Raw genomic sequence first — 25094 nt, 5'->3', positions numbered from 1 at the left:
CGCGTACACCTTCCCGTTCATCCCCGTCTGCGACCATCCCCCGGTGAACTACCAGAACACCCCCGGCACCCCGGGCGCCCCTGTGAACTCCGGCATCCCGGAGCACGGCCGCGTGCCCAAGTACTACGCCGTCAAGGCCCGACTGGCCCTGATGGTGGACGAGTTGGGGGAGGGTGGACTGCTGCCCACCGAGCGCGACCTCGCCGTCCGCTACGAGGTGTCCCGCGAGACCGTCCGGCAGGCGCTGCGCGAACTCCTCCTGGAGGGAAGGCTGCGCCGTCAGGGCCGGGGCACGGTCGTCGCGGGCCCCAAGCTCGAACAGCCCCTGTCGCTCGCGAGCTACACGGAGGGCGTCCGCCGCCAGGGCCGCCGCCCCGGCCGCAGCCTCATCTCGCTCGACCGGTTCCCCTGCCCGGAGGCACTCGCCCCCGAGGTCGGCGCCGAACGCGGCGAGCCCGTCTGGCACATGGAGCGCGTGCTGCTCGCCGACGACGAGCGCGTCGGCCTGGAGAGCACGTACGTCTCCGAGGCCCGCGCCCCGCACCTGGACACCGAGTTCGACCCGGACTCCTCCTTCTACGCCTACCTCCACGACCGCCTCGGCATCTCCTTCGGCGACGCCGACGAGCGCATCGAGACGGTGCTGGCGACCCCGCGCGAGGCCCTTCTCGTCGGCACCCCGCCGGCGCTGCCGATGCTGCTGCTCCACCGCGTCTCGCGGGACACCGCGGGCCGCCCCCTGGAGCGGGTCCGCACCCTCTACCGGGGCGACCGGTTCAGCTTCACCGCCCACCTGGGCCGGCAGGGCTGAACGAGGGCCGCGACGGGAGCGGTGGCGGGGGCGGCGACGCGATCCGCCGTACGGGAAAGGCGCGGGAGGCCGGCGGGGAAGGCCGGCGGGTGAACGGGCCGCCCACCCCGCCGCCCTGACATAACGAGAAGATAACGGGTCTGGTCCAAGCTTGGCGGGCCGTTCACCGTCCCGTCGCCCACCGGTCCCGTCCGGGCCACCCGTTCCCAGGACCGTCGACGGCATGAAGGTGATCGTCGTAGGAGCCGGCGTGGTGGGAACCATGCACGCCTGGCACGCAGTGGAACGCGGCCACGAGGTCGTACACATCGAGCGCGAGGCCGAGGCGCGCGGAGCCTCCCTCCGGAACTTCGGCCAGATCTGGGTGAGCGGACGGGCGGGCGGCGAGGAGCTGGACACCGCCCTGCGCGCCCGGGAACTCTGGGAGGCGATCGGCGCCCGCGTCCCCGGCCTGGGCTTCCGGGCCATCGGCTCGCTCACCCCCGTGCGCGACGAGCGGGAACGCGCCGTCGCCGAGGCCGCGGTGGCCCGCCCCGACGCCCCCGCCCGCGGCTACAAGCTGCTGACGGCCGGCGAGGCCCGGGCGGTCAACCCGGCCCTGCGGGGCACGTTCGAGGCGGCCCTCTGGTGCGAGCGGGACGCCGCCGTCGAGCCCCGCCCCGCGCAACTCGCGCTCCGCGAGGCCCTCCTCGCCACCGGGAGGTACACCTTCCTCCCGGACCGCGAGGTCCGCGACGTCGTCGGCGAGGACGGCGTCCGCGACGACCGCGGCGAGGTGCACCGCGGCGACGCCGTCGTGCTGTGCACCGGCGCCGCGCTCTCCGGTCTCGTCCGCGAGGTCGCCGGCGAGATACCCGTCCGCCGGGTGCGGCTCCAGATGATGCAGACCGACCCCCTCGGAGAGGCGCTCACCACCTCCGTCGCGGACGCCGACTCCTTCCGCTACTACCCGGCCTACGCCTCCGGGGCCCTGGACTCCCTCCAGGCCGCGCAGCCGCAGGACCCCATCGCCGCCGCCCACCGGATGCAGCTCCTCATGGTGCAGCGCCTCGACGGCGGACTGACCATCGGCGACACCCACGAGTACGAGCACCCCTTCGCCTTCGACACCCTCGAAGACCCCTACGAGCACCTCACCCGCGTCGTCGAGTCCTTCCTCGGCCGACCGCTGCCGAGGATCAGGCGACGCTGGGCCGGGGTGTACGCGCAGTGCGTCGACACCGCCCGGGTCGTCCACCGCCAGCGGGTCCGCGACGGCGTGTGGCTGGTGACCGGGCCGGGCGGCCGGGGCATGACCTGCTCGCCCGCCATCGCCGAGACGACCGCGAACGAACTGGGCTGGTGAACCGCATGAGCACCCACACGAAGAACCTCGTCGTCCTCGACATGGCCGGCACCACCGTCGCCGACGGCGGCCTCGTCGAGCAGGCCTTCACCGCCGCCGCCGAGCGCCTCGGCGAGGACCCCGCCTCGATGATCGACTACGTCCGCGCCACGATGGGCGAGTCCAAGATCTCCGTCTTCCGCCACCTCTTCGACGGCGACGAGACCCGCGCCCGGCAGGCCAACCTCGCCTTCGAGGCGGCCTACGGCGAACTGGTCTCCGCAGGCCGGATCGCCCCGGTACCCGGCGCCGCCGAGGCCATCGCCGAACTGACCGGCCAGGGCCGCCGGGTGGTCCTCACCACCGGCTTCGCCCGGGTCACCCAGGACGCCATCCTCGACGCGCTCGGCTGGCGGGACCTGGTCGAGCTGACCCTCTGCCCGGCGGACGCCGGCGGCCGCGGCCGCCCGTACCCGGACATGGTCCTCGCGGCCCTCCTCCGCACCGGCGCCGTGGACGACGTCCGGCAGCTCGTGGTCGCGGGCGACACCTCGTACGACATGCTCAGCGGGGTCCGCGCCGGCGCCGGGATCGTCGCGGGCGTCCTGACCGGCGCGCACGACGAGGCGGCGCTCAGGAAGCACGGCGCGACGCACGTCCTGGACTCGATCGCCGGACTTCCCGCGCTGATCGGGGAGTCGGAGGCATGACCAGCGGCATCCGCTTCGACGCCGTGTCCGTCGCCTACGGCGGCACCACCGTCCTCGACCGGCTCGACCTGACCGTCGAACCCGGCGAGGTCATGGCCCTCCTCGGCCCCTCGGGCTCCGGCAAGACCACCGCGCTGCGGGCCGTCGCCGGGTTCGTCCGGCCGGCCTCCGGGCGGGTGTTCATCGGCGACCGCGACGTCACCGGCCTCCCGCCGTACAAGCGGGGCATCGGCATGGTCGTCCAGCAGTACGCCCTCTTCCCGCACCTGCGGGTCGCGGCCAACGTCGCCTTCGGCCTGAAGGCGCGGAAGACGCCCAAGGCGGAGATCCCCGGCCGGGTCGCCGAGGCCCTGGACATGACCGGCATGGCGGCCTACGCCCACCGGTACCCGCGGGAGCTCTCCGGCGGCCAGCAGCAGCGGGTCGCGATCGCCCGCGCGCTCGCCATCCGGCCCGAGGTCCTCCTCCTCGACGAGCCGCTGTCCGCACTCGACGCGCAGCTGCGCTCCGGGATGCTGGCCGAACTGGCCCGGCTCCACCGCGAACTGCCCGACGTGTCGATCCTGTACGTCACCCACGACCAGGTCGAGGCGCTGACGCTCGCGGACCGCATCGCCGTCATGGACAGGGCCCGGCTCCAGGACTGCGGCACTCCGCAGGAGCTCTACCGCCGGCCGCGGACGGAGTTCACGGCCTCGTTCGTGGGCAACGCCAACCTGCTGCCGGTGACGGTCGGCACGGCCGGCGTCGTCCTCGACGGGACGCCGCTGGAGGTCCCGGTCGGCGGCGCGGCCGCCGGGTCGGCGGCCACCCTCTGCGTGCGCCCCCACCTGGTCGGCCTCGGCGAGGGCCCGAACCCGCTCCGGGGCCGGCTCGCCGAGGTCCAGTGGCGCGGCTCCACCCACCGCCTCCTCGTCGAGGTCGGCGGCCACCGCGTCACGGCGGACGTCCGCGAGCTGCGGGAGGCGCCGGTCCTCGGCGCCGAGGTGACGCTGCACTTCGCGCCCGAGGACGCGGTGCTGCTGGCCGCGGGGGTGAGCGATGAGCACTAGGGCCCCGCGCCGCACCGAGGAGCAACCGCCGACCGGCGACCGCCCCGGCCCCCCGCCGACCGCCGCCACCCCCGGCCTCCCGCCGACCGCCGCCACCCCCGGCCTCCCGCCGACCGGCGCCACCCCCGGCCTCCCGCCGACCGAGGCCACCCCCGGCCTCCCCCCGGCCCGGACCGGGAAGGCACCCGCCGCCCCCGCGCACCGCCCGCCCGCCGCCCGGCGCCCCGGACCCGCCCTGCTCTGGGCCCTGCCCCCCGTCGCGCTCCTCGCCGTCGTCTTCCTCTACCCGCTCGCGCTCGTCGTCCAGGAGTCCCTGGCTCCCGGCGCGTACGGTGACGTCCTCGGCTCCGCGTCCTTCCGCGACGCGCTGGTCACCACCGTGTGGCTCGCCGTCGCCTCCACCGCCGGATGCCTCGTCCTCGGCTTCGCGCTCGCGGTCGTGATCGCGTTCGTGCCCTTCCCCGGCGCGAGGGCGGTGGCGCGGTTCATCGACGTCTTCCTCTCCTTCCCGTCCTTCCTGATCACGCTCGCCCTGCTGTTCCTCTACGGCACCGTCGGCATGGCCAACGGCGTCTGGACCGGCGTCACGGGCGACCCGTCGGGCCCCTTCGGGTTCCTGACCACCCCGTGGGGCGTCCTCCTCGCCGAGATCACCTACTTCACGCCGTTCGTGATGCGTCCGCTGCTCGCCGCCTTCTCCCAGCTGGAGACCGCCCAGCTGGAGGTCGCGTCCTCGCTCGGCGCCCGGCCGGCGCGGATCGTCCGGCAGGTGATCCTGCCGGAGGCGCTGCCCGCGCTCGCGGCCGGCGGCAGCCTCGTCCTCGTCATGTGCCTGAACGAGTTCGGCATCGTGCTCTTCACCGGGGCCAAGGGCGTCACGACCCTCCCGATGCTCGTCTACAGCAAGGCCATCCTCGAATCCGACTACGCGGCCGCCTGCGTCGTCGCCGTCGTCAACGTCGCCCTCTCCGTGGGGCTCTACGTCCTCTACCGGGGGGTGAGCCGCCGTGCTGGTGCATAGCCGTACGGGCAGGTGGACGGCCTGGGCCGCGTTCGCCGTGCTGTTCGTCCCGCTCTTCGCCCTCCCGCTGCTGGTCATCGTCGCCGCCTCGTTCGCCACCCACTGGTCCGGCGCCCTCCCCTCCGGACCGACCACCGGCCACTACGCGGCCGCCGTCCGCGGGGAGTCCCTCCGGGCCCTCACCACCAGCCTCGTCACCGCCCTCGCCGCCAGCGCGGTCGCGCTGGCCGCCGGCACCTGGGCCGCGCTCGCCGGGGCCGCGCTCGGCCGGAGGGGCAAGCGGATCCTCGACGCGCTGTTCATGCTGCCGGTCGCCGTGCCGTCCGTGGTCGTCGGCCTCGCCGTCCTCGTCGCGTTCTCGCAGCCGCCGCTGCTCCTCAACGGCACCCGCTGGATCGTGATCCTCGCGCACACCGTGCTCGTCACGGCCTTCGCCCACCAGTCGGTGTCCGCCGCGATCCAGCGGCTCGACCCGATGTACGAGCAGGCGGCGGCCGGCCTCGGCGCCCGCCCCTCGTACGTCCTGCTCCGGGTGCGCCTGCCGCTCCTGCTGCCGTCCCTGAACGCGGCCGCCGGACTCTGCTTCGCCCTGTCCATGGGCGAGCTGAGCGCCACGATGATGCTCTACCCGCCGGACTGGATGCCGCTCCCGGTGCTCGTCTTCACCGCCACCGACCGCGGCTCCCTCTTCACCGGATCGGCGCTGGCCGTGGTCCTCATGACCACGACCCTGCTGGTCCTGCTCGCGGTCTCCCGCATCCGCACCAGGGCCTCCTTCCGCTAGAGGCCGCTCCCCGGAACCTTCCCCTGCTCCCGCGGGCCTTCCCCGCCCCCGGGGCCTTCCCCCGCCCTTCCCCGTAGCCAGAGATCCTCAGGAGAGAACGACGTCATGCGTACCCACGCCAAGCCGATCGCCGCCGTCACCGGCTCCCTCGTCCTCGCCGCCGGCCTCACCGCCTGCGGCGGCACCACCGCCGCCTCCGACGCGAAGACCGTCACCGTCTACAGCGCCGACGGCCTCAAGGGCGAGGCGGGAGACGGCTGGTACGACAAGGTCTTCGCCGACTTCGAGAAGAAGACCGGCATCAAGGTCGAGTACGTCGAGGGCGGCTCCGGGGAGATGGTGCAGCGCGCCCTCCGCGAGAGGAGCAACACCCAGGCCGACGTCCTCGTGACCCTGCCGCCCTTCATCCAGCAGGCCGGCTCCAAGGGCCTGCTCCAGAAGTACACCCCGCAGGGCGCCGACCAGGTCGGCGGCGGGGACAAGGCGGCCGACGGCACCTGGACCTCGGTCGTCAACAACTACTTCGGTTTCGTCCACAACAAGAAGGAGCTCCCCACGGCCCCCACGTCCTGGGAGGACCTGCTCGACGGCAGGTTCAAGGACAGGCTCCAGTACTCCACCCCGGGCGTCGCGGGCGACGGCACCGCCGTCCTCATCAAGGCCATGCACGACTTCGGCGGCCGGGAACCGGCCATGGAGTACCTGAAGAAGCTCCAGGCCAACAACGTCGGCCCGTCCTCCTCCACCTCCAAGCTCGCCCCCAAGGTGGACAAGGGCGAACTCCTCGTCGCCAACGGCGACGTGCAGATGAACTTCGCCCAGTCCAAGTCCATGCCGAACCTCGGCATCTGGTTCCCGGCCAGGGGCGCGGGGAAGCCGACCACCTTCGCCCTGCCGTACGCGGCCGGCCTGGTCGACAAGGCCCCGCACACCGAGAACGGCAGGAAGCTCCTCGACTTCATGCTGACCGAGGGCGCCCAGCGCCAGGTCAGCGCCGTCGGCGGCGGCTTCCCGGCCCGCAAGGACGTCAAGGCGACCGACGCCAACGCCATCGAACTCGCCCGGCTGATGGAGGGTGTCGAGATCTTCGAACCGGACTGGGCCGACATCGACAAGAACCTGAAGACGTACGTCGACGCGTGGAAGTCCGCGACCGGCAGCTGAGAGTTCACCGTACGACCCTGGAATGCTCCCGTTGATCGCGGAAGGATAACGGGTACGGACCAACGCCCCTGAGGGATCAGGGGCGTTGACGTGCGCCTGCCTTTCCGTCGACCCCGCCCACGGAGGAACCCGACATGCCCGTCACCGGCATTCCCCGCCGCACCCTGCTCGCCGCCGCCGGCGCCACCGCGGCCGTCGCCGCCACCGGCCTCGCCACCGCCCCCGCGGCCCGTGCCGCCGCCGCGCCCACGCTCCCCGACGGCACCAGCAAGGACAAGGTGCTCGTCGTCGGCATGGACGGCCTGCGCCACGACCGGATCGACGCGGCCAAGGCCCCGCACCTCAAGTCCCTGATGACGAACGGCACCTACGGCCGCTCCCTGCTCTACGCCGCCCCGATGGCCGCGACCTCCTCCGGCCCCGGCTGGTCCACCATCTCCACCGGCGTCTGGCCCGACAAGCACGGTGTCAAGGACAACACCTTCACCGGCAAGAACTACGGCCAGTACCCCGGCTTCCTCGCCCGCCTGAATCAGGTCCGCCCCGGGCTCTCGCTCTTCGCCGCCGTCGACTGGCCCGAGCTCGACACCCACGGCACCGTGACCCCCGGCGCCGACGCCAAACTCGTCTACAACAACGACTACGCCGTCAACGACCTCGTGATCACCGACATCACCGAGGACGTCCTGCGCAACCAGAACCCCGACGTCCTCTTCGTCTACTTCGGCGAGACCGACGAGATCGGCCACAACCACGGCGCCGCCAGCCCCCGGTACACCGACGCCATCGACGTCCAGGACGGCTACCTCGGCCGGCTGCTCACCGCGATCAAGGCCCGCCCCTCGTACGCCACCGAACGCTGGACCGTCATCGTCACCACCGACCACGGCCACACCGACGGAGGCGGCCACGGCGGCTCCTCCATCGAGGAGCGCCGCACCTTCGTCCTCGCCCAGGGCCCCGGCATCGCCGCCGGCGCCCGCCCCATCGACACCCGGCTCGTCGACGTCGCCGCCACCGTCTTCCGCCAGCTCGGCATCACCCCCGCCGCGTCCTGGGGCCTCGACGGCAAGCCGATCCAGGAGCGGTCCACCGACCCCTTCGACACCCTCCAGGGCTCGCTGACCGGGCGCGTCGACGAGACCGGCATCCCCGCCGGCGTCCTCGGCTTCACCCGCACCGCGCCCAGCGGCTGGTCCGTCATCGACAACGCCATGGGCACCGGCGGCATGACCGAGTGGCGCGGCTGGTCCTTCGCCACCGACGAGTTCTGGTCCCGCACCCAGCGCGACCAGTCCCGCGAGCTGAACGTGCGGGCCCGCGGCGTCTTCGCCGTCGCCGACTCCGACGAGTGGGCCGACAAGGCGTTCTCGGGGACGTACGACTCGACGCTGGTCACCCCGGCGTACAGCGTCGCGGGCGCCACCCGGGTCACCCTGGACTTCACCACCCTCTACCGCCAGGAGGGCGCCCAGACCGCCCAGGTCCAGGCCGTCTTCAACGGCGGCACGCCGACCGTCGTGAAGAACTACACCGCCGACGTGATCTCGCAGCCGCAGTCCCTCACGGTCGCCGTCCCGGCCGGCGCGTCCACCGTGGGCTTCCGCTTCCGCTACACCGGCGCGAACAACTGGTACTGGGTGATCGACGGGGTCAGGGTCACGGCTTCCTGACTAGGCTGGGGGCGTCGCCACAGCGCTGTCGCGGCGCCCCAGCACACCGCACTTGCACGGCAGGAGTCCCGCACCCATGGCAGAGCGCAAGCCGATCGAATCCTGGCTGACCGACATGGACGGCGTCCTCATCCACGAGGGCGTGCCGATCCCCGGCGCCGACGCGTTCATCAGGAAGCTGCGGGAGACCGGGAAGCCCTTCCTGGTCCTCACGAACAACTCGATCTACACGGCCCGCGACCTGCACGCCCGGCTCGCCCGGATGGGCCTTGAGGTCCCCGTCGAGAACATCTGGACCTCGGCCCTCGCCACCGCCAAGTTCCTCGACGACCAGCGCCCCGGCGGCACCGCGTACGTCATCGGCGAGGCCGGCCTGACCACCGCGCTGCACGACATCGGGTACGTCCTCACCGACCACGACCCGGACTACGTGGTGCTCGGCGAGACCCGCACGTACTCCTTCGAGGCCATGACGAAGGCGGTCCGGCTCATCAACGCCGGCGCCCGCTTCATCTGCACCAACCCCGACGAGACCGGCCCCTCCCTGGAGGGCCCGCTGCCCGCCACCGGCTCGGTCGCCGCCCTCATCACGAAGGCCACCGGCAAGGACCCGTACTTCGCGGGCAAGCCGAACCCGCTCATGATGCGCACCGGCCTGAACGCCATCGGCGCCCACTCCGAGACCAGCGCCATGATCGGCGACCGGATGGACACCGACATCCTGGCCGGCCTGGAGGCGGGCATGCAGACCTACCTGGTGCTGACCGGCCTGACGACGCAGGCGGAGATCGACCGTTTCCCGTTCCGCCCCTCCAAGATCGTCAAGTCGATCGCGGACATCGTCGACCGGGTGTAGCGGCCGCCGGCCGGCCCCCTGCGGATGCGAGAAGCCCCGATCCGGGTGACCCTGCCTGTATCAGGAGGTCACGATGCGTTCAGGTCCCATTGCTCTCGGTGCCGCAGGGGCGGCCCTCGTGCTCGTACTGGCACCCGCGGCCGGCGGCGCGTACGCCCACGACGGGGTGAAGGTCACCGTCACGCCGTCCACCGCGGCGCCCGGCGCCGACATCGACGTCCGCGTCCAGGGCTGCAAGGGCACGACGGGTGCCGCGAAGTCCCCGGCGTTCGTCGCCGACGCGGAACTCACCGGCCGGGACGGCGGCGGCGCCCCGCTGTTCGGCGACACCACGGTGAAGACCCGGCTGGAGAACGGCACGTACAAGGTCAGCGTGACCTGCGACGGCCACGACCACCCGCACGCCGGCAGCGTGCGCGTCGAGCGCTCCGAGCCGACGCACCGGCCGACCCACGAGCCGACCCACGAGCCGACGCACCGGCCCACGGACGAGCCGACCCATCGGCCGACCCACCACGCGAGCCCGATCGCCCCGGTGCGCGCGGGCGGCGGCGGCACCGCCGCGTTCGCCGCCCCGGCCGCGCCCGGGGTCGCCCAGACCACCAGCGAGAGCGGCCTCGGCACCCCGTACACCCTGCTGGGCCTCGGCCTGGCGGCCGTCGCCGCCGTGGCGGTCGCGTTCCGCAGCTCCCGCCGCCGGACCGCCGACACGGACACCGGCACGGGTCCGGGCACGGAGTGACGGTGACGTCCGGCTCCCGCCCGGCGGGCACCGGGCGACTCGTCACCGGCGTGGCCTGGGCGCTGCTGCTCCTCGGGCTCTGGCTCTGGGGCCGGGAGGTCACCGAGGGCCCCGGCGGGAGCTCCGGGCCGACCACCGGGGACATCGCCGCGGTCGGCCGCCCGTTCGGCACGGCCCTGCCGCCGGCCAGGGACCCGCTGGCCCCCGTCGCGCCGAGCCGGGTCGAGGTCCCCTCCCTCGGCATCGACGCACCGGTCGTGGCGCGCGGCCTGGACGACACGGGGGCGATCGACCCGCCGCCGTACGAGATGCCGCACACGGTCGGCTGGTTCGGCGCCGGCACCCGGCCGGGCGCCGCGGGCCCGGCCCTCCTCGTCGGCCACGTCGACACCGAGACCCGCCCGGCCGTCTTCTACGGCCTGAGCGCGGCCCGCGCGGGCGCGAAGGTCCGCGTCACCCGTACGGACGGATCGGTCGCCGAGTTCACGGTCGACGACGTCCAGGTGTACCCCCGGGAGCGCTTCGACGCGCGCAGGGTCTACGGGGCGAGGGACCCGCGCCGTGCGGAACTCCGCCTGATCACCTGCGGCGGCACGTTCGACCGCGAGACGAACGCGTACACGGCGAACGTGGTGGTCTCGGCCTACCTGACCTCGGCGACGCACTGATCCACCGGGCGCTCACAGCGCTCGGCCCCGGGCCGCGGGCCCTCCACCGCCCGGCCCCGCGAGGCCGGGCGCCCTTCGTCAGTCCTGGGCTTCCGCGCCGACCGGACCCCGGCCGGCGCCGCCGCGTCCCGCGTCGGCCGCCGGCCGGGCCGGTCCTCCACCGTGGGGCTCGCGGACGCGGGAGGGGTCCGGTGCCACCGCGGGAGGTCGAGGTTCCGGCCACTGTAAGGTCCCCGCCCCGCCCGGCCCAGAGCGCTGCCGTGTCACCTGGGTCACGACCGCACCGTCCCGTGGACGCCTCCGGAACGAGCAAGACCCCCTCACCATCGGTGAGGGGGTCTTGACTCTGCGTGCGCCGCCAGGGACTCGAACCCCGGACCCGCTGATTAAGAGTCAGCTGCTCTAACCAACTGAGCTAGCGGCGCCTGCTGACAGAGAGAACTCTACCCGACGTCCGGGCGTGCTCCTGACCAATTACGGTCGCCACCGGCCTGTCGGATGGTCGTATGAGGCCTTCGATCCGTCAAAATGCGATTTGTCCAGACAGTTGAGACACTGACGCCCACATCCAAGGGTTCGAAAGATCTTGACGAGTGTGGAGGGGATTCGCATGAGCGTGCCGGTCTTCGTGGAGTTCGAACCCGCGGCGGACTGCGGCTGCCCCGGGTGCGCCCGGCAGCGGCGCGACCTCGCGCTCGGCCTGCCGGTCCGGGCGGGCGGCCACCCGTCCGCGCACGGCGCGCGCCGCGCCCTGGTCCTGGTGACGGCCGCGGGCGTGGCGCTCGGCGGCGGCGGGGCCGCCACGGCGACCGCCCTCCCGCCGCCCACGGCGCCGATCGAGCCGGCGGAGCCGACGCCCGCGTCCGTCCGGGCCGCCTTCCCCCAGCCCGACACCCCGCAGGGCGGCCGCGAGCCCCTGCACGGCGCACCCGGCCCCGGCGGCCAGGCCGTTCCGGGCATCAATCCGACGACCGGTCAGATCTCGCCCGGCACGCTCCGGACGACGAGCCGCGCCGACATCATCAACCGCGCCAAGCTGTGGGTGGCCGCCCAGGTCCCCTACTCCATGGAGAAGTACTGGTCCGACGGCTACCGCCAGGACTGCTCCGGCTACATCTCGATGGCCTGGAACCTCCGCAGCAACGAGTGGACCGGCAGCCTCGACCGCTTCGCCGACCGCATCGACCGCACCGAGCTCCAGCCCGGCGACATCCTGCTCTTCCACAACCCGGCGAACCCGACCCGCGGCTCGCACGTCACGATCTTCGGCGGCTGGAGCGACTACACCCACACGTCCTACGTCGCCTACGAGCAGACCAAGCCGCAGACGCGGAGGCAGCAGACGCCGATGGCGTACTGGGCGAACTCCGAGCGGTACGTGGCCTACCGCTACAAGGCCGTCGCCGGCGCCGGCTCCGGCAGCGCCGGGAGCCCGGCCCCCGCGGTCACGCCGTACCCCGGCGCGGCGATGTTCGGTCCCGGCGCCGACAACGCGTACGTCACCCGGCTCGGCCGGCTCCTCGTCGACCGCGGCGGCAAGAAGTACTACCGCCAGGGCCCCGGCCCGAAGTGGGGCGAGGCCGACCGGCGCGCGACCCAGGCGTTCCAGCTGGCCCAGGGCTGGAAGGGCAAGGAGGCCGACGGTCTGCCCGGCCCCGACACGTGGGAGCTCCTCGTGACCGGCAAGGGCCGGAGCATCGGCGGTTCGAGTGGTTCGAGCGGGTCGAGCGCCAATGCGACGGCGTTCCCCGGGCGTGGCGCCTTCCGTCCGGGCCAATCCAACGCATATGTGGAGAAGCTGGGCAAACAACTGGTGAAGCGGGGCTTCGGCAAGCACTACCTGTCGGGACCCGGTCCGCGCTGGACGGAGGCGGACCGCCGCAACGTCGAGGCGTTCCAGCGGGCGCAGGGCTGGCGCGGCGCGGCGGCTGACGGCTACCCGGGCCCGGAGACCTGGCGGCGCTTGTTCCGATGACCCCGAGAGCATGAGGTGGACCCGAATGACGGCATCGACCCCGAACCCCGCGGATTCCGGCGCGGCGGCCTCACGTGACGCGGCCCGCACGGCCCGCCGCCTGACGGACGGCACGCTCCCGCGGACGTCCCCTCCCCAGGGCGCGCCCCCGGGCACCCCGCCGTTCCGGCGGGAGACGCCGCCCCCCGCCTCGGCGGACCCGGCGGGCGGGGCCGGGCCGGGCGAGAGCGGTCCGGGGGAGAGCCGAACGGCCGCGGGGGCGCCGGTGACGGGCGCGTCCGCGGCCGACGCACCCGCCACACCGGCCTCGGAGCGTCAGGGCGCCGGCCGCGAACCGTCCGAGGCCGAGGCCGCCGACCGGGCGACGCTCGACCGTGAGGCCGCGGACCGCGCGGCCGCCGACCTCGGGACTCCTGAACGTACGACGACTCCTGAACGTACGACGACCACCCCTGACCGTACGAGCCCTCCACGTACGACGCCTGACGGTGCGGCAGCAGGCGGGACCGCGGAGAGCGGGACCCCGGCCGGTGGGCCCGTGCCGGGGAATCCCGCGGTGAACCCGACCCGGGCCCCCGCGCCCGGCGTCTCCGCGCCCGCTCCGACCGGCGCCGCCGCGCAGCCCCCGGGCGCCGCCTCCGTCGCGACGTCGAGCGCCGCCCCCGGCTCGCCCTCCACCAGTGCTCCCGCCTCGCCCCCGCCTGGTGCCGCGCCGCGTTCGGCCTCCCCCCAGGTCTCCACCCAGCCCCCGCCAGGTGCCGCACCGAGGTCGGAACTCACCCAGGCACCCACCCAAGACCCGGCCTCCACCTCGGCCTCCGCGCCCGCCGTCGCCGCTCCGGCCTCCCCGGCCTCCCCGTCCGTCGGTCCGGCTCCCGCTCCGGCGACCCCCGACGTGCAGGCGTCGCCGCCCGCCCCGGCGGTCGGGGCGCCGGAGCCGGTACGGCGCAGGGTCCCCGTGTGGCCCGAGCCGGGTGCCCGCGGCGGCGCCGCGGCCGACGCGGCGGCGAGGACGGACGCCCCGGCAGGACGCGCCGACGCGGCACCGGGCCGCGCGACGGCGGAGCCCGACCCGCACTCGGGTCGGCCGACCGCCCCGTCGACCCCCCGCGCGACCGCCCCGTCGGCGACCCGGCCGACCACCGGGGCCACCCCCGCCCCCGGCGCCCGCGGCCCGGCGGACTCCACCGCGGGCGCCGCCCCGGTGATCACCCGTGTCCAGCCCGTCCCGCCCGCCTACCCCGGCACCGCGGCCTCCGCCGCGGGCGGGACCGCCCGGCCCGCCGCCGACTCCCCGCTGAAGGCCACCATCTCCGTACGAGCCGGGGGCGCCGCTCCGGTCCCCGCCACGCCGGCCACGTCCGCCACGCCGGCCCCCGCCACGGCAACCACCGCACCTGCCCCCGCCCCGGCGGCAGCCCCCTCCGCACCCGCCCCCGCCGACCGCCCCGCCACCCCCGACTTCGGGCGGATCGCCGGGGTCGGCGTCCGGGCCGTCGCCGTGCCCACCGCCGCCGTCGTCCGGGTCGCGCGGCGGCGGAACGTGATCGGGGCCGAGACCACCGGCTCCATCCCGGTGCACCTCCTCTTCCGCGACGAGCCGGGACGCGCCGCGCCCTTCGGGGCCGGTGCGGACGACGGCGGTCCCGACACGGTCGCCATGGCCCCGCCCACCCTGCCCTCGACGGGCAGGAACCCCGCCATCCCGGGCCCGTCGAAGACCCAGGCCCCGGAGCATCCCCGCACGGGGGCGGGTGCCGGGCCCGCGAGCCGGAACGCGTCCGGGACGACGTCCGGGTCCCCGGCGGACGACGCGTCGCGGGCCCACCTCAAGACGCCGGACGCGCGGCCCAAGGACCGCTCGGCGCCCTGGGCGAAGGCCCGGCGCAAGGCGAAGGCCACCGGCGCCCCCGCTCCGGTCACCGCACCGTCCGCCTCCTCCGCCACTCGGCCCGTCCCCACCGCGGACCCCGCGCTCGTCGAGCGCCCCGGGCCCGCGCTGCCCGGCTGGGTCGGCGTGGCCGGCGGCGCGCTCGCGCTCGCCGGATGCGCGGCGGTCGTGTGGTGGGCCGGGGCCGTCCCCGGGGAGGCGGCCCGGATGCTGCGGCTGCCGGAACGCCCGTACCACGGCATCCACCTCGGCCAGTGGGCGCTCCTCGCCCTCGGCGTCGTCCTCGCCCTGTTCGCGCTCGGCGGGCTCGGCCGGGGCCGGGTCGGCTACGCCTGGGTGCTGACCCTGTTCGGCGACTACCGCGGCACCGTCCGCCGTACCGGACTGGTCTGGGTGAGCCCGCTCCTGCTGCGCCGCCGCGTCGACGTACGGCTCCGGCACTGGCGGAGCGAGCCGCTGTCCGCGGTGGACGCCAAGGGCACCGCGCTCGACGTGACGGTGCTCGTGGTGTGGCGGGTGCGGGACACCGTCCGGGCGGCGCTCGGTGTCGACGGACACGAGGACTACCTGCGCGAGCAGGTGGAGGCGGCCATGGCCCGGGTGCTGTCGCAGCTCCCGGCCGACGCCTTCCACGAGGACGCCCCCACGCTCCGGGACGCGGAGGCCGTCGGTGAGGCGCTGACCCGGATGCTGTCGGCGGAGTGCGCCCCGGTCGGCGTGGACGTGTTCTCGGCGCAGCCGACGCGGATCGAGTACGCGCCGGACGTGGCGGCGGCGATGCGGCGGCGCCGGATCGCGGCGATCGACGCGAAGCACCGGGACAGCGTGCTCACCTCGGTGGTGGACGCGGTGGACGACGTGGTCCACCGGCTGACCAGTCGTGGTCTGGTGGAGCTCGACGACTACGAGCGCAAGGCGCTGGTCAAGGACCTGACGGTCGCCTTCTACACGGGACGGACAGGTCCTGTAGAGGGGGCGTGAAGGGATGGACATGTTCAACTTCCGTCCATACCTTGGTACTTGGTCCAGACCAAAAATCGGTACGACGTACCACCGCACGCGTGCGCGCACGGCCTTAGGAACTCCCCCACGTTCTCCTGGAGCGAAGCATGCGCAAAAACTCAGTCGGGGCGGCGGTGGTGGCGCTCGGCGTCGCCGGCGTCACCCTGTTCGCCACCGGTAGTGCCGGCAGCCACGGCTACACCGACGCGCCCATCAGTCGCCAGAAGCTCTGCGCCAACGGCACCGTGACCAACTGCGGCAACATCCAGTGGGAGCCGCAGTCGGTCGAGGGCCTCAAGGGCTTCCCCTCCGCCGGTCCCGCCGACGGGAAGATCTGTTCCGCCGGGCTGTCGCAGTTCGCCCAGCTCGACGACCCGCGGGGCGGGGCGTGGCCGGCGACGCAGCTCACGGCGGGTCAGAGCTACAGCTTCCGCTGGCAGTTCACGGCCCGGCACCGCACCACCGACTTCAAGTACTACATCACCAAGAACGGCTGGGACCCGAGCCAGAAGCTGACCCGGGCCGCGCTCGACCCGCAGCCGTTCCTGACCGTCCCCTACAACAACCAGCAGCCGCCGGCGACCCTCTCGCACTCCGGGACCGTCCCGGCGGGCAAGACGGGCCGCCACCTGATCCTGGCGGTGTGGACGGTCGCGGACACGGCGAACGCGTTCTACGCGTGCTCCGACGTCAAGTTCTGACGTCCGGGCGGTTCGGCGGCCGCTCCCGGCGGTCGCCGAGCGGTCGTCCCTGACCGTTCATTTCTGATGGGTCGTCAGTTACAGTCCGGCCCATGAGGGGTGCGGACACCGTCGCGGAACTCGTACGGCGCCAGTGGGGCGACCACCGGATCGGGCTGAGGGATGAGCACCACACCCTCACCCACCACCAGATCGCCGCCGGCGCCGCCGCGCGGGCCGCACTGCTCGTGGACCTGATGCCACCCCGGCCGGGGGGCGAGCCGCACCTCGGCGTCCTGCTCGACAACACGCCGGAGTACCCGCTCTGGCTCAGCGCGGCGGCCCTCGCGGGGGCCGCCGTCGCCGGCATCAACCCCACCCGGCGCGGCGCCGAACTCGCCCGGGACGTCCGGCACACCGAGTGCCGCGTCCTGGTCACCCAGCGCGCCCGCCTGCCGCTCCTCGACGGCCTCCCGCTGCCCGGCGTCCGGATCCTGGTCACGGACACCGACGCGTACCGGGGACTCCTCGCGCCCTACGAGTCGGCCCGGCCGGGCGACGCGCGCCTTGGTCCCGTGCGCCCCGGCACCCGGTTCCTGCTCTCCTTCACCTCGGGATCGACGGGCGCCCCGAAGGCGGCGCTCTGCAGCCAGGGACGGCTGGCGGCGGCCGGCGCCTCGCTGGCGGACCACTTCTCCGTCGGCCCGGACGACGTCCACTACGTCTGCATGCCGATGTTCCACGGGAACGCGGTGATCGCGGACTGGGCTCCGGCGCTGGTCGCCGGAGCGGGGGTGGCACTGCGGGCCCGCTTCTCCGCCTCCCGCTTCCTGCCCGACGTACGCGCCTTCGGCGCCACCTACTTCACCTACGTCGGCCGGGCGGTGCAGTACCTCCTGGCGACCCCGCCCACCCCCGACGACCGCGCGCACCGGCTCCGCCTCGGCTTCGGCACCGAGGCCGGGGCGGTCGACGCGGCGCGCTTCCGGGAGCGCTTCGGGGTGCCGCTCGTGGAGGGGTACGGCTCCTCCGAGGGCGGTGCGTCGATCCAGCGGACGCCGGACACACCGCCGGGCGCGGTGGGCCGGGCGGCACCGGCCGACGACCTGGTGGTGGTGGACGCGGAGACCGGCCGGGAGTGCGAACCGGCCGCCTTCTCCCCGACGGGCCGCCTCCTCAACGCCTCCGAGGCGATCGGAGAGCTCGTCAACCGGGGCCGCAGCACCTTCGAGGGCTACTGGCGCAACCCCGACGCCGAGGCGGCACGGCTGCGCGAGGGCTGGTACTGGACGGGCGACCTCTTCTACCGGGACGCCGAGGGGTACCTCTACTTCGCGGGCCGTACGGACGAACGGCTGCGGGTCGACAGCGAGAACCTGGCGGCCGGGATGATCGAGCACATCCTGGCCCGCTGGGAACGGGCCGCGGGGGTCGCGGTCTACGCGATACCGGACCCGGTGGCCGGGGACCAGGTGATGGCGGCCCTGGCACTGCGCGCGGGGGAGGCCTTCGCGCCCGCGGAGTTCGCCGCGTTCCTCGCGGCGCAGCAGGACCTGGGCACGAAGATGCCGCCGCGCTTCGTCCGCGTGATGCCCGAACTGCCCCTCACGGCCACGAACAAGATCCACCGGGTGGCCCTCCGCCGCGCCGCCTTCCTCTGCCCGGACCCCGTCTGGTGGCGCCCCGCCCCGGCCGCCCCCTACGAACCCCTGACCCCCGAGGCCGCCGCCGCCCTGCGGGCCGAGTACGCGCGCCACGGCCGCACCCCGACCCCGGACCACCGCCCCTGAACCCGCCCGGCCCGTCCGAACTCCGCCGCACACCCCGGCCGTCGCCCCGCGCCCCCGTGATCGCGAACCCTGGCGGCGGGCCCGGTCGCCCGCCCGCCTAACCTGCTGCCATGGGCCGGCGCACCGTCGCCGATCGAGGGATCCGGGGGGATCAGTGCAGAGGGAAGCGGCGACCGAGGTCTTCAAGCCACTCCAGGCGGACGACCCGCCCGTGGTGGCCGCGTACCGGCTGGGGGAGGGCGACACGCCCCGCCACGACGGAGACCGGACCGCCGCGTCGACCGCCCTGCCGGGAAGCGGGATCAACTTCCTCACCGGCGACCTGACGGTCTGGCGGGCACCCTGAACGGCCCCGCGCACCGCCCCGCCGCCCCGGACCCGTCACCGGGCGCGGCCCCCGCGGACCCCCGCACCCCCTGGCAGGCGCTCACCCGCCGCCGGTTCCTCCTCGGCCCCTGGCCCTGGCGGGCCCTCGCCTACCTGGTCAGCGGCGCGCTCCTCGGGGGCGCCGCCTGCGCGGTGTTCGCGCTGCTCGGGCTGTTCTCCGTCCTGCTCGTCGGACTGCCCCCGCTGCTCCTCTCCGGGCTCGCCCTCGGCGCCGTCGAGCGCCGACGCCTCCGCCTCGTCGACCTCGATCCCGCCCCCGACCCGCACCGCGTCCCGGCCGCCCCCGGCATCGCGGCCTGGCTCCGGCTGCGCGCGGGGGAGCAGGCGACCTGGCGCGAGCTCGGGTACGCGCTCCTCCTGGCCACCGTCCTGTGGCCGCTCGACCTCCTCGCCGTCGCGTTGGGCGTCGGCCTGCCCGCGCTCCTCCTCGGCGCCCCCGTGCAGCTGGCCGCCGACGGACAGGAGGCGAAGGTCGTCAAGGCGTACCTGGTGACCTCCTACCCGGAGGCCTTCGCCGCCGCCCTCCTCGGCGCCGTGCTCCTCGTCGTCCTCGCCCATCCGCTCGCCGCCTTCGCCGGAGCCCGCGCCGCCCTCGCCCGCGCCCTGCTCACCCCCCGGGACCCGGCGGCGCAGGGGGCGATCGGCGAGGTCATCGCCTCGCGCGCCCGGCTCGTCGACGCCTTCGAGGCGGAGCGCCGCCGCATCGAGCGGGATCTGCACGACGGCGCCCAGCAGCGCCTGGTGGCCCTCATGATGACCCTCGGCCTGGCCCGCCTCGACGCCCCGGCGGGCGGACCGCTCGCCGACCAGCTCGCGAAGGCCCACGCGGAGGCCGGGCACGTCCTCACGGAGCTTCGCGAGCTGATCCACGGCATCCGTCCGCAGGTCCTCGCCGACTACGGTCTCGGCCCGGCCCTCGTCGACGCCGCCGACCGCTCGGCCGTGCCGGTCACCACGGACGTCGAGCTGCCCCGGCTGCCGGAGCCCGTCGAGAGCGCCGGCTACTTCGCGGGCTGCGAGGCCCTCGCCAACATCGGCCGGCACAGTGGCGCCGCCCGGGCCCGGATCACCGCCCGGCACGCGGACGGCGTCCTCCGCATCGAGGTGGAGGACGACGGCCGCGGCGCCGCCGACCCGGCCCGGGGCACCGGTCTCACCGGGCTGGCCGACCGGATCGCCGTCCTCGACGGCACCTTGACGATCACGAGCCCGCCGGGCGGGCCGACCCTCCTGCGAGTGGAGATCCCATGCCCCGTACCGAGCGCACGCTCCGCGTCGTCCTCGCCGAGGACGGCGTCCTCCTCCGGGAGGGACTGATCGGGCTGCTGGCCCGCTTCGGCCACGAGGTCGTGGCCGCCGTCGGCGACGCCGACGCCCTGCGCGAGGCGGTCGCCGCCCATGAGCCGGACATCGTGGTGACGGACGTCCGGATGCCGCCCGGCTTCCAGGACGAGGGGCTGCGCGCCGCGGTCGCGCTCCGCGCCGAGCGGCCCTCGCTTCCGGTCCTCGTCCTCAGCCAGTACGTGCAGCGCAGCTACGCCGCCGATCTCCTCGACGCGGGCGACGGCACCGGCGTCGGCTATCTGCTCAAGGACCGGGTCGGGGAGGTGGAGGAGTTCCTGGACGCGCTCGTCCGGGTCGCCGACGGCGGGACGGTCGTCGACCCCGAGGTCGTACGGCAGCTGCTCCGCCGGCACCGGGACCCGCTGGAGGCGCTGACCCCGCGCGAGCGGGAGGTCCTGGGGCTGGTGGCCGAGGGCCGGTCGAACGGCGCGATCGCCCGCCGCCTGGTGGTGACCGAGGCGGCCGTCGGCAAGCACATCGGCAACATCCTGGCGAAGCTGGACCTGCCGCCGGCGGAGGACACCCACCGCCGTGTCCTGGCCGTCCTCACCTACCTGCGGGCGTAGGGGCCGGACCGGGCCCCGTCGGGGGCCCGCCCGATCCGCCCCCGGCTCGCCGCGGACACGAAGAAGCCCCCCGCTTCCGCGAGGGGCTTCTTCCGTCGGTGCGCCGCCAGGGACTCGAACCCCGGACCCGCTGATTAAGAGTCAGCTGCTCTAACCAACTGAGCTAGCGGCGCCTGCTGACAGAGAAAATACTACCCGGTCCCGCGGGGTGCTCTCGACCACCCCGCGCGGCCGCGCCGCGGGGACCCCCGAATGCCCCGGACCCCGGGTCTCCCGGGGTCCGGGGGACCGGTCAGATGGCCAGCGCCATGACCACCGGCGCCGCGCGCCGGTTCAGCGTGTCCGCCGCCGAGCGGAGCCGGTGGGCGTGCTCGATCGGCAGGGAGAGTGCGAGGCAGCCCACGGCGGAGCCCGCCGTCAGCGGCACGGCCGCGCAGACGGTGCCCACGGCGTACTCCTGGAGGTCGAGCACCGGGACGGTCGGCGGCTGGCTGTCCAGCTTGGAGAAGAGGAGCCGCTCGCTGGTGATCGTCCGGGAGGTGAGCCGGGCGATCTTGTGCCGGGACAGGTGGTCCCGGCGTCCGTTCTGGTCGAGCTGGGTGAGCAGGCACTTGCCGACCGCGCTGGCGTGCGCGGCCGAGCGGAAGTCGACCCACTCGTTGACCTTGGGCGTACGCGGGCCGTCGGCGAACTGGGTGATCTTCACCTCGCCGTCGATGTACCGGCTGATGTAGACCGCCGCGCCGACGGAGTCGCGCAGTTCGGTCAGGGTCTCCTGGAGCTTCGCCTCCAGCGCCTCGCGGCGGGTCAGGCCGGAGCCGAGGAGGACGAGGGAGTCCCCGATCACGTACGCGCCGTCGGCGACCTGCTCGACGTACCCCTCGCGGCGGAGCATGAGGAGCAGTGAGGTCAGGTGGGCGACGGGCAGGCCGGACTCGCGCGCGATCTGGACGTCCGTCACACCGCCACCGTGCCGTGAGATCGTCTCGAGCACGCGCAGGGCGTACTGCACCGAGTGGAACGGCGCGGTGGGCTCGGGCTTCAGCGCCACGGTTTCCCCCTACCAGGTTGTGACCGCAAGCTTTCGTACCACGATAGCCGCCAAGCGCCGTTTGCGGGGCGGCTGTTGGCGAGAATGATGCGGAGCGTCCGGTCCCTGGACTGGAGTGCCTCCCGCTGGCATATGCCCCCGTCACGGGTGTCCCGCAGAGTCTCAGGTCAGGGCGGTGCGCGCGGGGGCTCGCGTGTACGTTCGGCCCGGGGGTGTCCCGAGATTTCTCCTGGGGAAACGGACGCGGTGGCGGCCCCTCCGGGCGCCTTCCGGCCCCGTTCGGTGGCCGATAACCGTCGGCGGACCCCCGGAATAAACGGAGACACCCTCCTGTTGTGCGGGGGTCCGAGCCGGTCCACGGGTCCTCCGGGGCCGGCGGTGAGTCGTCCATCAACCCGTGCGATGCCGTGCGGGTGCCGAGGAGGGTCCCGAAGGTGACCGACGCTATTCGAGGAGAGGCGCGGGGCTCCGCGCCCGTGCCGCTGTCCGTGCTGGACCTGGTCACCGTCGGCAGCGGCAGGACCGCCACCCAGGCGCTCGCCACCAGCGTCGAGCTGAGCAGGCTCGCCGAGCGGCGCGGCTTCCACCGGCACTGGGTGGCCGAGCACCACTCCATGCCCGGTGTCGCCTCTTCGTCTCCGGCGGTGATCCTCGCCCACCTCGCCGCCCACACCCGGCGCATTCGCCTCGGATCGGGCGGCGTCATGCTGCCCAACCACGCCCCGCTGGTCGTCGCCGAGCAGTTCGGGACCCTGGAGGCCTTCGCCCCGGGCCGGATCGACCTCGGCCTCGGGCGCGCGCCGGGCACCGACGGCGCCACCGCCGCCGCCCTGCGCAGGACCGCCACCCTGAACGAGGGGGCGGACGACTTCCCGGAGCAGCTCGCCGAGCTGACCCGGTTCCTCGACGACGACTTCCCGGACGGGCACCGCTACGCCCGGATCCACGCCGTGCCCGGTCCGGTCCAGGGCCCCGAGGGCCGGCCGCCGATCTGGCTGCTCGGCTCGTCCGGCTTCAGCGCCCGCCTCGCCGGCCTGCTCGGACTGCCCTTCGCCTTCGCCCACCACTTCTCGGCCAGGAACACGATTCCGGCGCTCGACCTCTACCGGGAGTCCTTCCGGCCCTCCGGCGTCCTCGACGCGCCGTACGCGATGATCGGCGTCTCGGCGCTCGCCGCCGACGAGGCCGCGCAGGCCCGCCGCCAGGTGCTCTCCGGGGCCCTCGCGATGCTCCGGCTCCGCACCGGCCGCCCCGGCCTCGTCCCGACGCCGGAGGAGGCGGAGGCGTACGCGTTCAGCGCCGCCGAGCGGGAGTTCGTGAACGACTGGCTCGCGAACATCGTGTACGGCACCCCCGACGAGGTCCGCACGGGCCTGGACGACCTGCGCAAGAGGACGGGTGCGGACGAGCTGATGATCACGGCCAACGCACACGGCGGCGAGGCGCGGCTGCGGAGCTACGAGCTCATCGCGGACGCCTACGAACTCCCCGAGCTGCCGGCGGAGTAGCGGGTGTCCGCCCGGTCAGGCCCCGCGATCCCGGCGTGACCGGGACGGCGCTCCCCGGCGCGGAGGCTGTTCCGGTCGGGGGTCGGCCGGGTAAAAACCCCGGTCCCCGAAGGCGGTTGGTTCGTGCACGGATCCGACCCCGCGCCACCCCTAAGTGAACCTTAAACCGCTCGTCACCGATGGTGGCGGGCGGTTCCGTTTTGTGCTGCGCGGCTCTGACGAGGCCTTTCTCCCGCCAATTGGTCTAGTCCTCAATCTGGTTCAGACCATTGACGCACTGTTCACGTGCCGGTTATCACTGCTCCAGCTCCTGTACGGCACCACCCCCGCACTCCCCCCGATGGAGGCCGCACGTGCACCCCCGTAAGCCCCTGATCGCCGCGCTGCTCAGCACGGCCCTCGCCGCCGGCGCCCTCGCGGCGACCGTCGGCCTCGGATCCGCCCAGGCGGCCGACACATCGACCACTGCCGCTGCGGGCGGTGTGCGCATCGCGTACTACGACCAGTGGAGCGTGTACGGCAACGCGTTCTACCCCAAGCACCTCGACACCCGGGGCATCGCGGGCCAGCTGGACGTCATCAACTACTCGTTCGGCAACATCCACCCCACCAACCTCACCTGTTTCATGGCCAACAAGGCCGCCGGTGACGACAACAACCCCAACGCGGGTGACGGTGCGGGCGACTCGTACGCCGACTACCAGAAGTCCTTCAGCGCGGCGGACAGCGTCGACGGCGTCGCCGACAAGTGGGACCAGCCGATCGTGGGCGTCTTCAACCAGTTCAAGGAACTGAAGGCGAAGTACCCCCACCTGAAGATCAACATCTCGCTGGGCGGCTGGACCTACTCCAAGTACTTCAGCGACGCGGCCAAGACGGACGCGAGCCGCAAGAAGCTCGTCTCCTCCTGCATCGACCAGTACCTCAAGGGCAACCTGCCCGTCGAGGGCGGCTACGGCGGCGCGGGCACGGCGGCCGGCATCTTCGACGGCATCGACATCGACTGGGAGTACCCCGGCTCCTCCGGCGGCCACCTGGGCAACCACTACGCCCCCGAGGACAAGCAGAACTTCACGCTGCTCCTCGCCGAGTTCCGCAAGCAGCTCGACGAGTACGGCGCCGCCAACGGCGGCAAGAAGTACATGCTGACCGCCGCCATGCCGGCCGGCCAGGACAAGATCAAGTACATCGAGACCGACAAGATCGGCCAGTACTTGGACTACGCCAACATCATGACGTACGACATGCACGGCGCCTGGGACGGCGACGGGCCGACGTACCACCAGTCGCCGCTCTACTCCGGCGCGAACGACCCGACCGACCCGATCGCCCCGGGCACCGAGAAGTACTCGATCGACAACGCGATCGACTCCTGGATCGACGGCAAGCCCGCCTACGGCATCGCCGGCGGCTTCCCGGCCAACAAGCTGACCCTGGGCTACGAGTTCTACTACCGCGGCTGGAAGGGCGTGCCCGCCGGCTCCGCCAACGGCCTCGGCGGCACCGCGACCGGCGGCTCCAACGTCCGCCCGCTGAGCCAGCAGGCCGGCATCGCGCACTACAAGGAGCTCGGCGGCATCGTCGACAACGCCTCGACGACCTTCTGGGACGACCAGGCGAAGGCCTCGTACTTCTACAAGGACGGCGAGTTCTTCACCGGCCTCAACCAGCGCTCCATCCAGGCCCGCGTGGACTACGCGAAGCAGCGCGGCCTCGGCGGCGCGATGATGTACTCGCTCCTCGGCCTGGACGAGAACGCCACCCTGCTGAAGCAGATCAACACCGCGCTCGGCAGCACCACCACCCCGCCCACCACGCCGCCGACCACCCCGCCGACGACGCCTCCGACCACCCCGCCCACCACGCCCCCGACCACGCCTCCGACCACCCCGCCCACGGGCTGCGGCTCGGTCCCGGCGTACGTGGCCGGCACGGTCTACAACGGCGGCACGGTCGTCTCGCACAACGGCCGCAAGTGGCTCGCCCAGTGGTGGACCCAGAACGAGACCCCCGGCACCACCGGCGAGTGGGGCGTCTGGAAGGACCAGGGCGCCTGCTGACGCCCCGTCCCGTAGGCACCCTCCGCTGAACCCCG

The 25094-nt window shown here is 74.0% G+C and carries 21 protein-coding genes and 2 tRNA genes; 20 read left to right on the top strand and 3 right to left on the bottom strand.

What is annotated here, in order from left to right; genetic code table 11:
• Window positions 1-43: 43 nt before the first annotated feature.
• From ACF09E_RS07745 to ACF09E_RS07695, 11 genes are all read left to right on the top strand, one after another.
• Complete coding sequence (locus ACF09E_RS07745) at window positions 44-811, top strand: GntR family transcriptional regulator (protein WP_388798390.1); 768 nt, start codon at window positions 44-46, stop codon at window positions 809-811.
• A gap of 223 nt (window positions 812-1034) precedes the next feature.
• Window positions 1035-2156, top strand: coding sequence for a TIGR03364 family FAD-dependent oxidoreductase (locus tag ACF09E_RS07740; protein ID WP_392204330.1), 1122 nt, complete (start codon window positions 1035-1037; stop codon window positions 2154-2156).
• A gap of 5 nt (window positions 2157-2161) precedes the next feature.
• Complete coding sequence (locus ACF09E_RS07735; protein WP_392204329.1) at window positions 2162-2845, top strand: phosphonatase-like hydrolase; 684 nt, start codon at window positions 2162-2164, stop codon at window positions 2843-2845.
• Entirely contained in the window at window positions 2842-3897 is a 1056-nt protein-coding gene (locus tag ACF09E_RS07730) for an ABC transporter ATP-binding protein (protein WP_392204328.1), read from the top strand. The genes ACF09E_RS07735 and ACF09E_RS07730 overlap by 4 nt, the downstream gene beginning before the upstream one ends.
• On the top strand, window positions 3887-4918 hold the full coding sequence (locus ACF09E_RS07725) for a 2-aminoethylphosphonate ABC transporter permease subunit (RefSeq protein WP_392204327.1): 1032 nt from the start codon (window positions 3887-3889) through the stop codon (window positions 4916-4918). Before ACF09E_RS07730 ends, ACF09E_RS07725 begins: the two co-directional genes overlap by 11 nt.
• Entirely contained in the window at window positions 4905-5702 is a 798-nt protein-coding gene (locus tag ACF09E_RS07720) for an ABC transporter permease (protein ID WP_392204326.1), read from the top strand. The genes ACF09E_RS07725 and ACF09E_RS07720 overlap by 14 nt, the downstream gene beginning before the upstream one ends.
• A gap of 105 nt (window positions 5703-5807) precedes the next feature.
• Window positions 5808-6866 carry a 2-aminoethylphosphonate ABC transporter substrate-binding protein gene (locus ACF09E_RS07715; RefSeq protein ID WP_392204325.1) on the top strand — a complete coding sequence of 353 codons (1059 nt, stop codon included), beginning with the start codon at window positions 5808-5810 and terminating at the stop codon, window positions 6864-6866.
• Between the two features lie 134 nt (window positions 6867-7000).
• The gene (locus ACF09E_RS07710; protein WP_392204324.1) at window positions 7001-8539 is read left to right on the top strand and encodes an alkaline phosphatase family protein; all 1539 of its coding nucleotides are present in this window, start codon (window positions 7001-7003) and stop codon (window positions 8537-8539) included.
• A 76-nt stretch (window positions 8540-8615) separates the two neighbouring features.
• Window positions 8616-9395 (top strand): HAD-IIA family hydrolase, encoded by a 780-nt coding sequence (locus ACF09E_RS07705; protein ID WP_361854989.1) that lies wholly within the window; start codon window positions 8616-8618, stop codon window positions 9393-9395.
• 73 nt (window positions 9396-9468) lie between these two features.
• Complete coding sequence (locus ACF09E_RS07700) at window positions 9469-10137, top strand: PT domain-containing protein (protein WP_392204323.1); 669 nt, start codon at window positions 9469-9471, stop codon at window positions 10135-10137.
• Window positions 10134-10805: a class F sortase gene (locus ACF09E_RS07695; RefSeq protein WP_392204322.1), complete on the top strand. Its 672-nt coding sequence runs from the start codon at window positions 10134-10136 to the stop codon at window positions 10803-10805. The genes ACF09E_RS07700 and ACF09E_RS07695 overlap by 4 nt, the downstream gene beginning before the upstream one ends.
• Window positions 10806-11156: 351 nt before the next feature.
• Here the strand turns inward: ACF09E_RS07695 and ACF09E_RS07690 are convergent.
• Window positions 11157-11230: transfer RNA gene (locus ACF09E_RS07690), tRNA-Lys, on the bottom strand.
• A 185-nt stretch (window positions 11231-11415) separates the two neighbouring features.
• Here ACF09E_RS07690 and ACF09E_RS07685 point away from each other — a divergent pair.
• The 7 genes from ACF09E_RS07685 (at window position 11416) to ACF09E_RS07655 (ending at window position 20440) form a co-directional block, all read left to right on the top strand.
• Window positions 11416-12780 (top strand): peptidoglycan-binding protein, encoded by a 1365-nt coding sequence (locus ACF09E_RS07685; RefSeq protein ID WP_392204321.1) that lies wholly within the window; start codon window positions 11416-11418, stop codon window positions 12778-12780.
• Between the two features lie 556 nt (window positions 12781-13336).
• The gene (locus tag ACF09E_RS07680; RefSeq protein ID WP_392204320.1) at window positions 13337-15652 is read left to right on the top strand and encodes an SPFH domain-containing protein; all 2316 of its coding nucleotides are present in this window, start codon (window positions 13337-13339) and stop codon (window positions 15650-15652) included.
• A 128-nt stretch (window positions 15653-15780) separates the two neighbouring features.
• Window positions 15781-16374 carry a lytic polysaccharide monooxygenase gene (locus ACF09E_RS07675; RefSeq protein ID WP_388798426.1) on the top strand — a complete coding sequence of 198 codons (594 nt, stop codon included), beginning with the start codon at window positions 15781-15783 and terminating at the stop codon, window positions 16372-16374.
• Window positions 16375-16466: 92 nt separating this feature from the next.
• Window positions 16467-18143 carry an AMP-binding protein gene (locus ACF09E_RS07670; RefSeq protein WP_392204319.1) on the top strand — a complete coding sequence of 559 codons (1677 nt, stop codon included), beginning with the start codon at window positions 16467-16469 and terminating at the stop codon, window positions 18141-18143.
• Between the two features lie 154 nt (window positions 18144-18297).
• Entirely contained in the window at window positions 18298-18489 is a 192-nt protein-coding gene (locus ACF09E_RS07665; RefSeq protein WP_392204318.1) for a hypothetical protein, read from the top strand.
• On the top strand, window positions 18486-19847 hold the full coding sequence (locus ACF09E_RS07660) for a sensor domain-containing protein (RefSeq protein ID WP_392204441.1): 1362 nt from the start codon (window positions 18486-18488) through the stop codon (window positions 19845-19847). The genes ACF09E_RS07665 and ACF09E_RS07660 overlap by 4 nt, the downstream gene beginning before the upstream one ends.
• The gene (locus tag ACF09E_RS07655; protein WP_392204317.1) at window positions 19778-20440 is read left to right on the top strand and encodes a response regulator; all 663 of its coding nucleotides are present in this window, start codon (window positions 19778-19780) and stop codon (window positions 20438-20440) included. Before ACF09E_RS07660 ends, ACF09E_RS07655 begins: the two co-directional genes overlap by 70 nt.
• Window positions 20441-20539: 99 nt before the next feature.
• Here the strand turns inward: ACF09E_RS07655 and ACF09E_RS07650 are convergent.
• Window positions 20540-20613: transfer RNA gene (locus ACF09E_RS07650), tRNA-Lys, on the bottom strand.
• A gap of 119 nt (window positions 20614-20732) precedes the next feature.
• Entirely contained in the window at window positions 20733-21491 is a 759-nt protein-coding gene (locus ACF09E_RS07645) for an IclR family transcriptional regulator C-terminal domain-containing protein (RefSeq protein ID WP_361853031.1), read from the bottom strand.
• Window positions 21492-21880: 389 nt separating this feature from the next.
• On the opposite strand from ACF09E_RS07645, the gene ACF09E_RS07640 reads away from it, so the two are divergent.
• Together ACF09E_RS07640 and ACF09E_RS07635 are read left to right on the top strand one after the other, a co-directional pair.
• A complete protein-coding gene (locus ACF09E_RS07640) occupies window positions 21881-22999 on the top strand; it encodes an LLM class flavin-dependent oxidoreductase (protein ID WP_392204440.1) in 1119 nt (372 codons plus the stop codon).
• A 353-nt stretch (window positions 23000-23352) separates the two neighbouring features.
• Complete coding sequence (locus tag ACF09E_RS07635; RefSeq protein ID WP_361853037.1) at window positions 23353-25059, top strand: glycosyl hydrolase family 18 protein; 1707 nt, start codon at window positions 23353-23355, stop codon at window positions 25057-25059.
• The last annotated feature ends 35 nt before the right edge of the window (window positions 25060-25094 follow it).

This window comes from Streptomyces sp. NPDC014891 (assembly GCF_043081085.1).
Classification (GTDB): Bacteria; Actinomycetota; Actinomycetes; order Streptomycetales; family Streptomycetaceae; genus Streptomyces.
The sequence above is the reverse complement of the archived record's forward strand: the minus strand, read 5'-3'. Positions and strand labels throughout refer to the sequence as shown.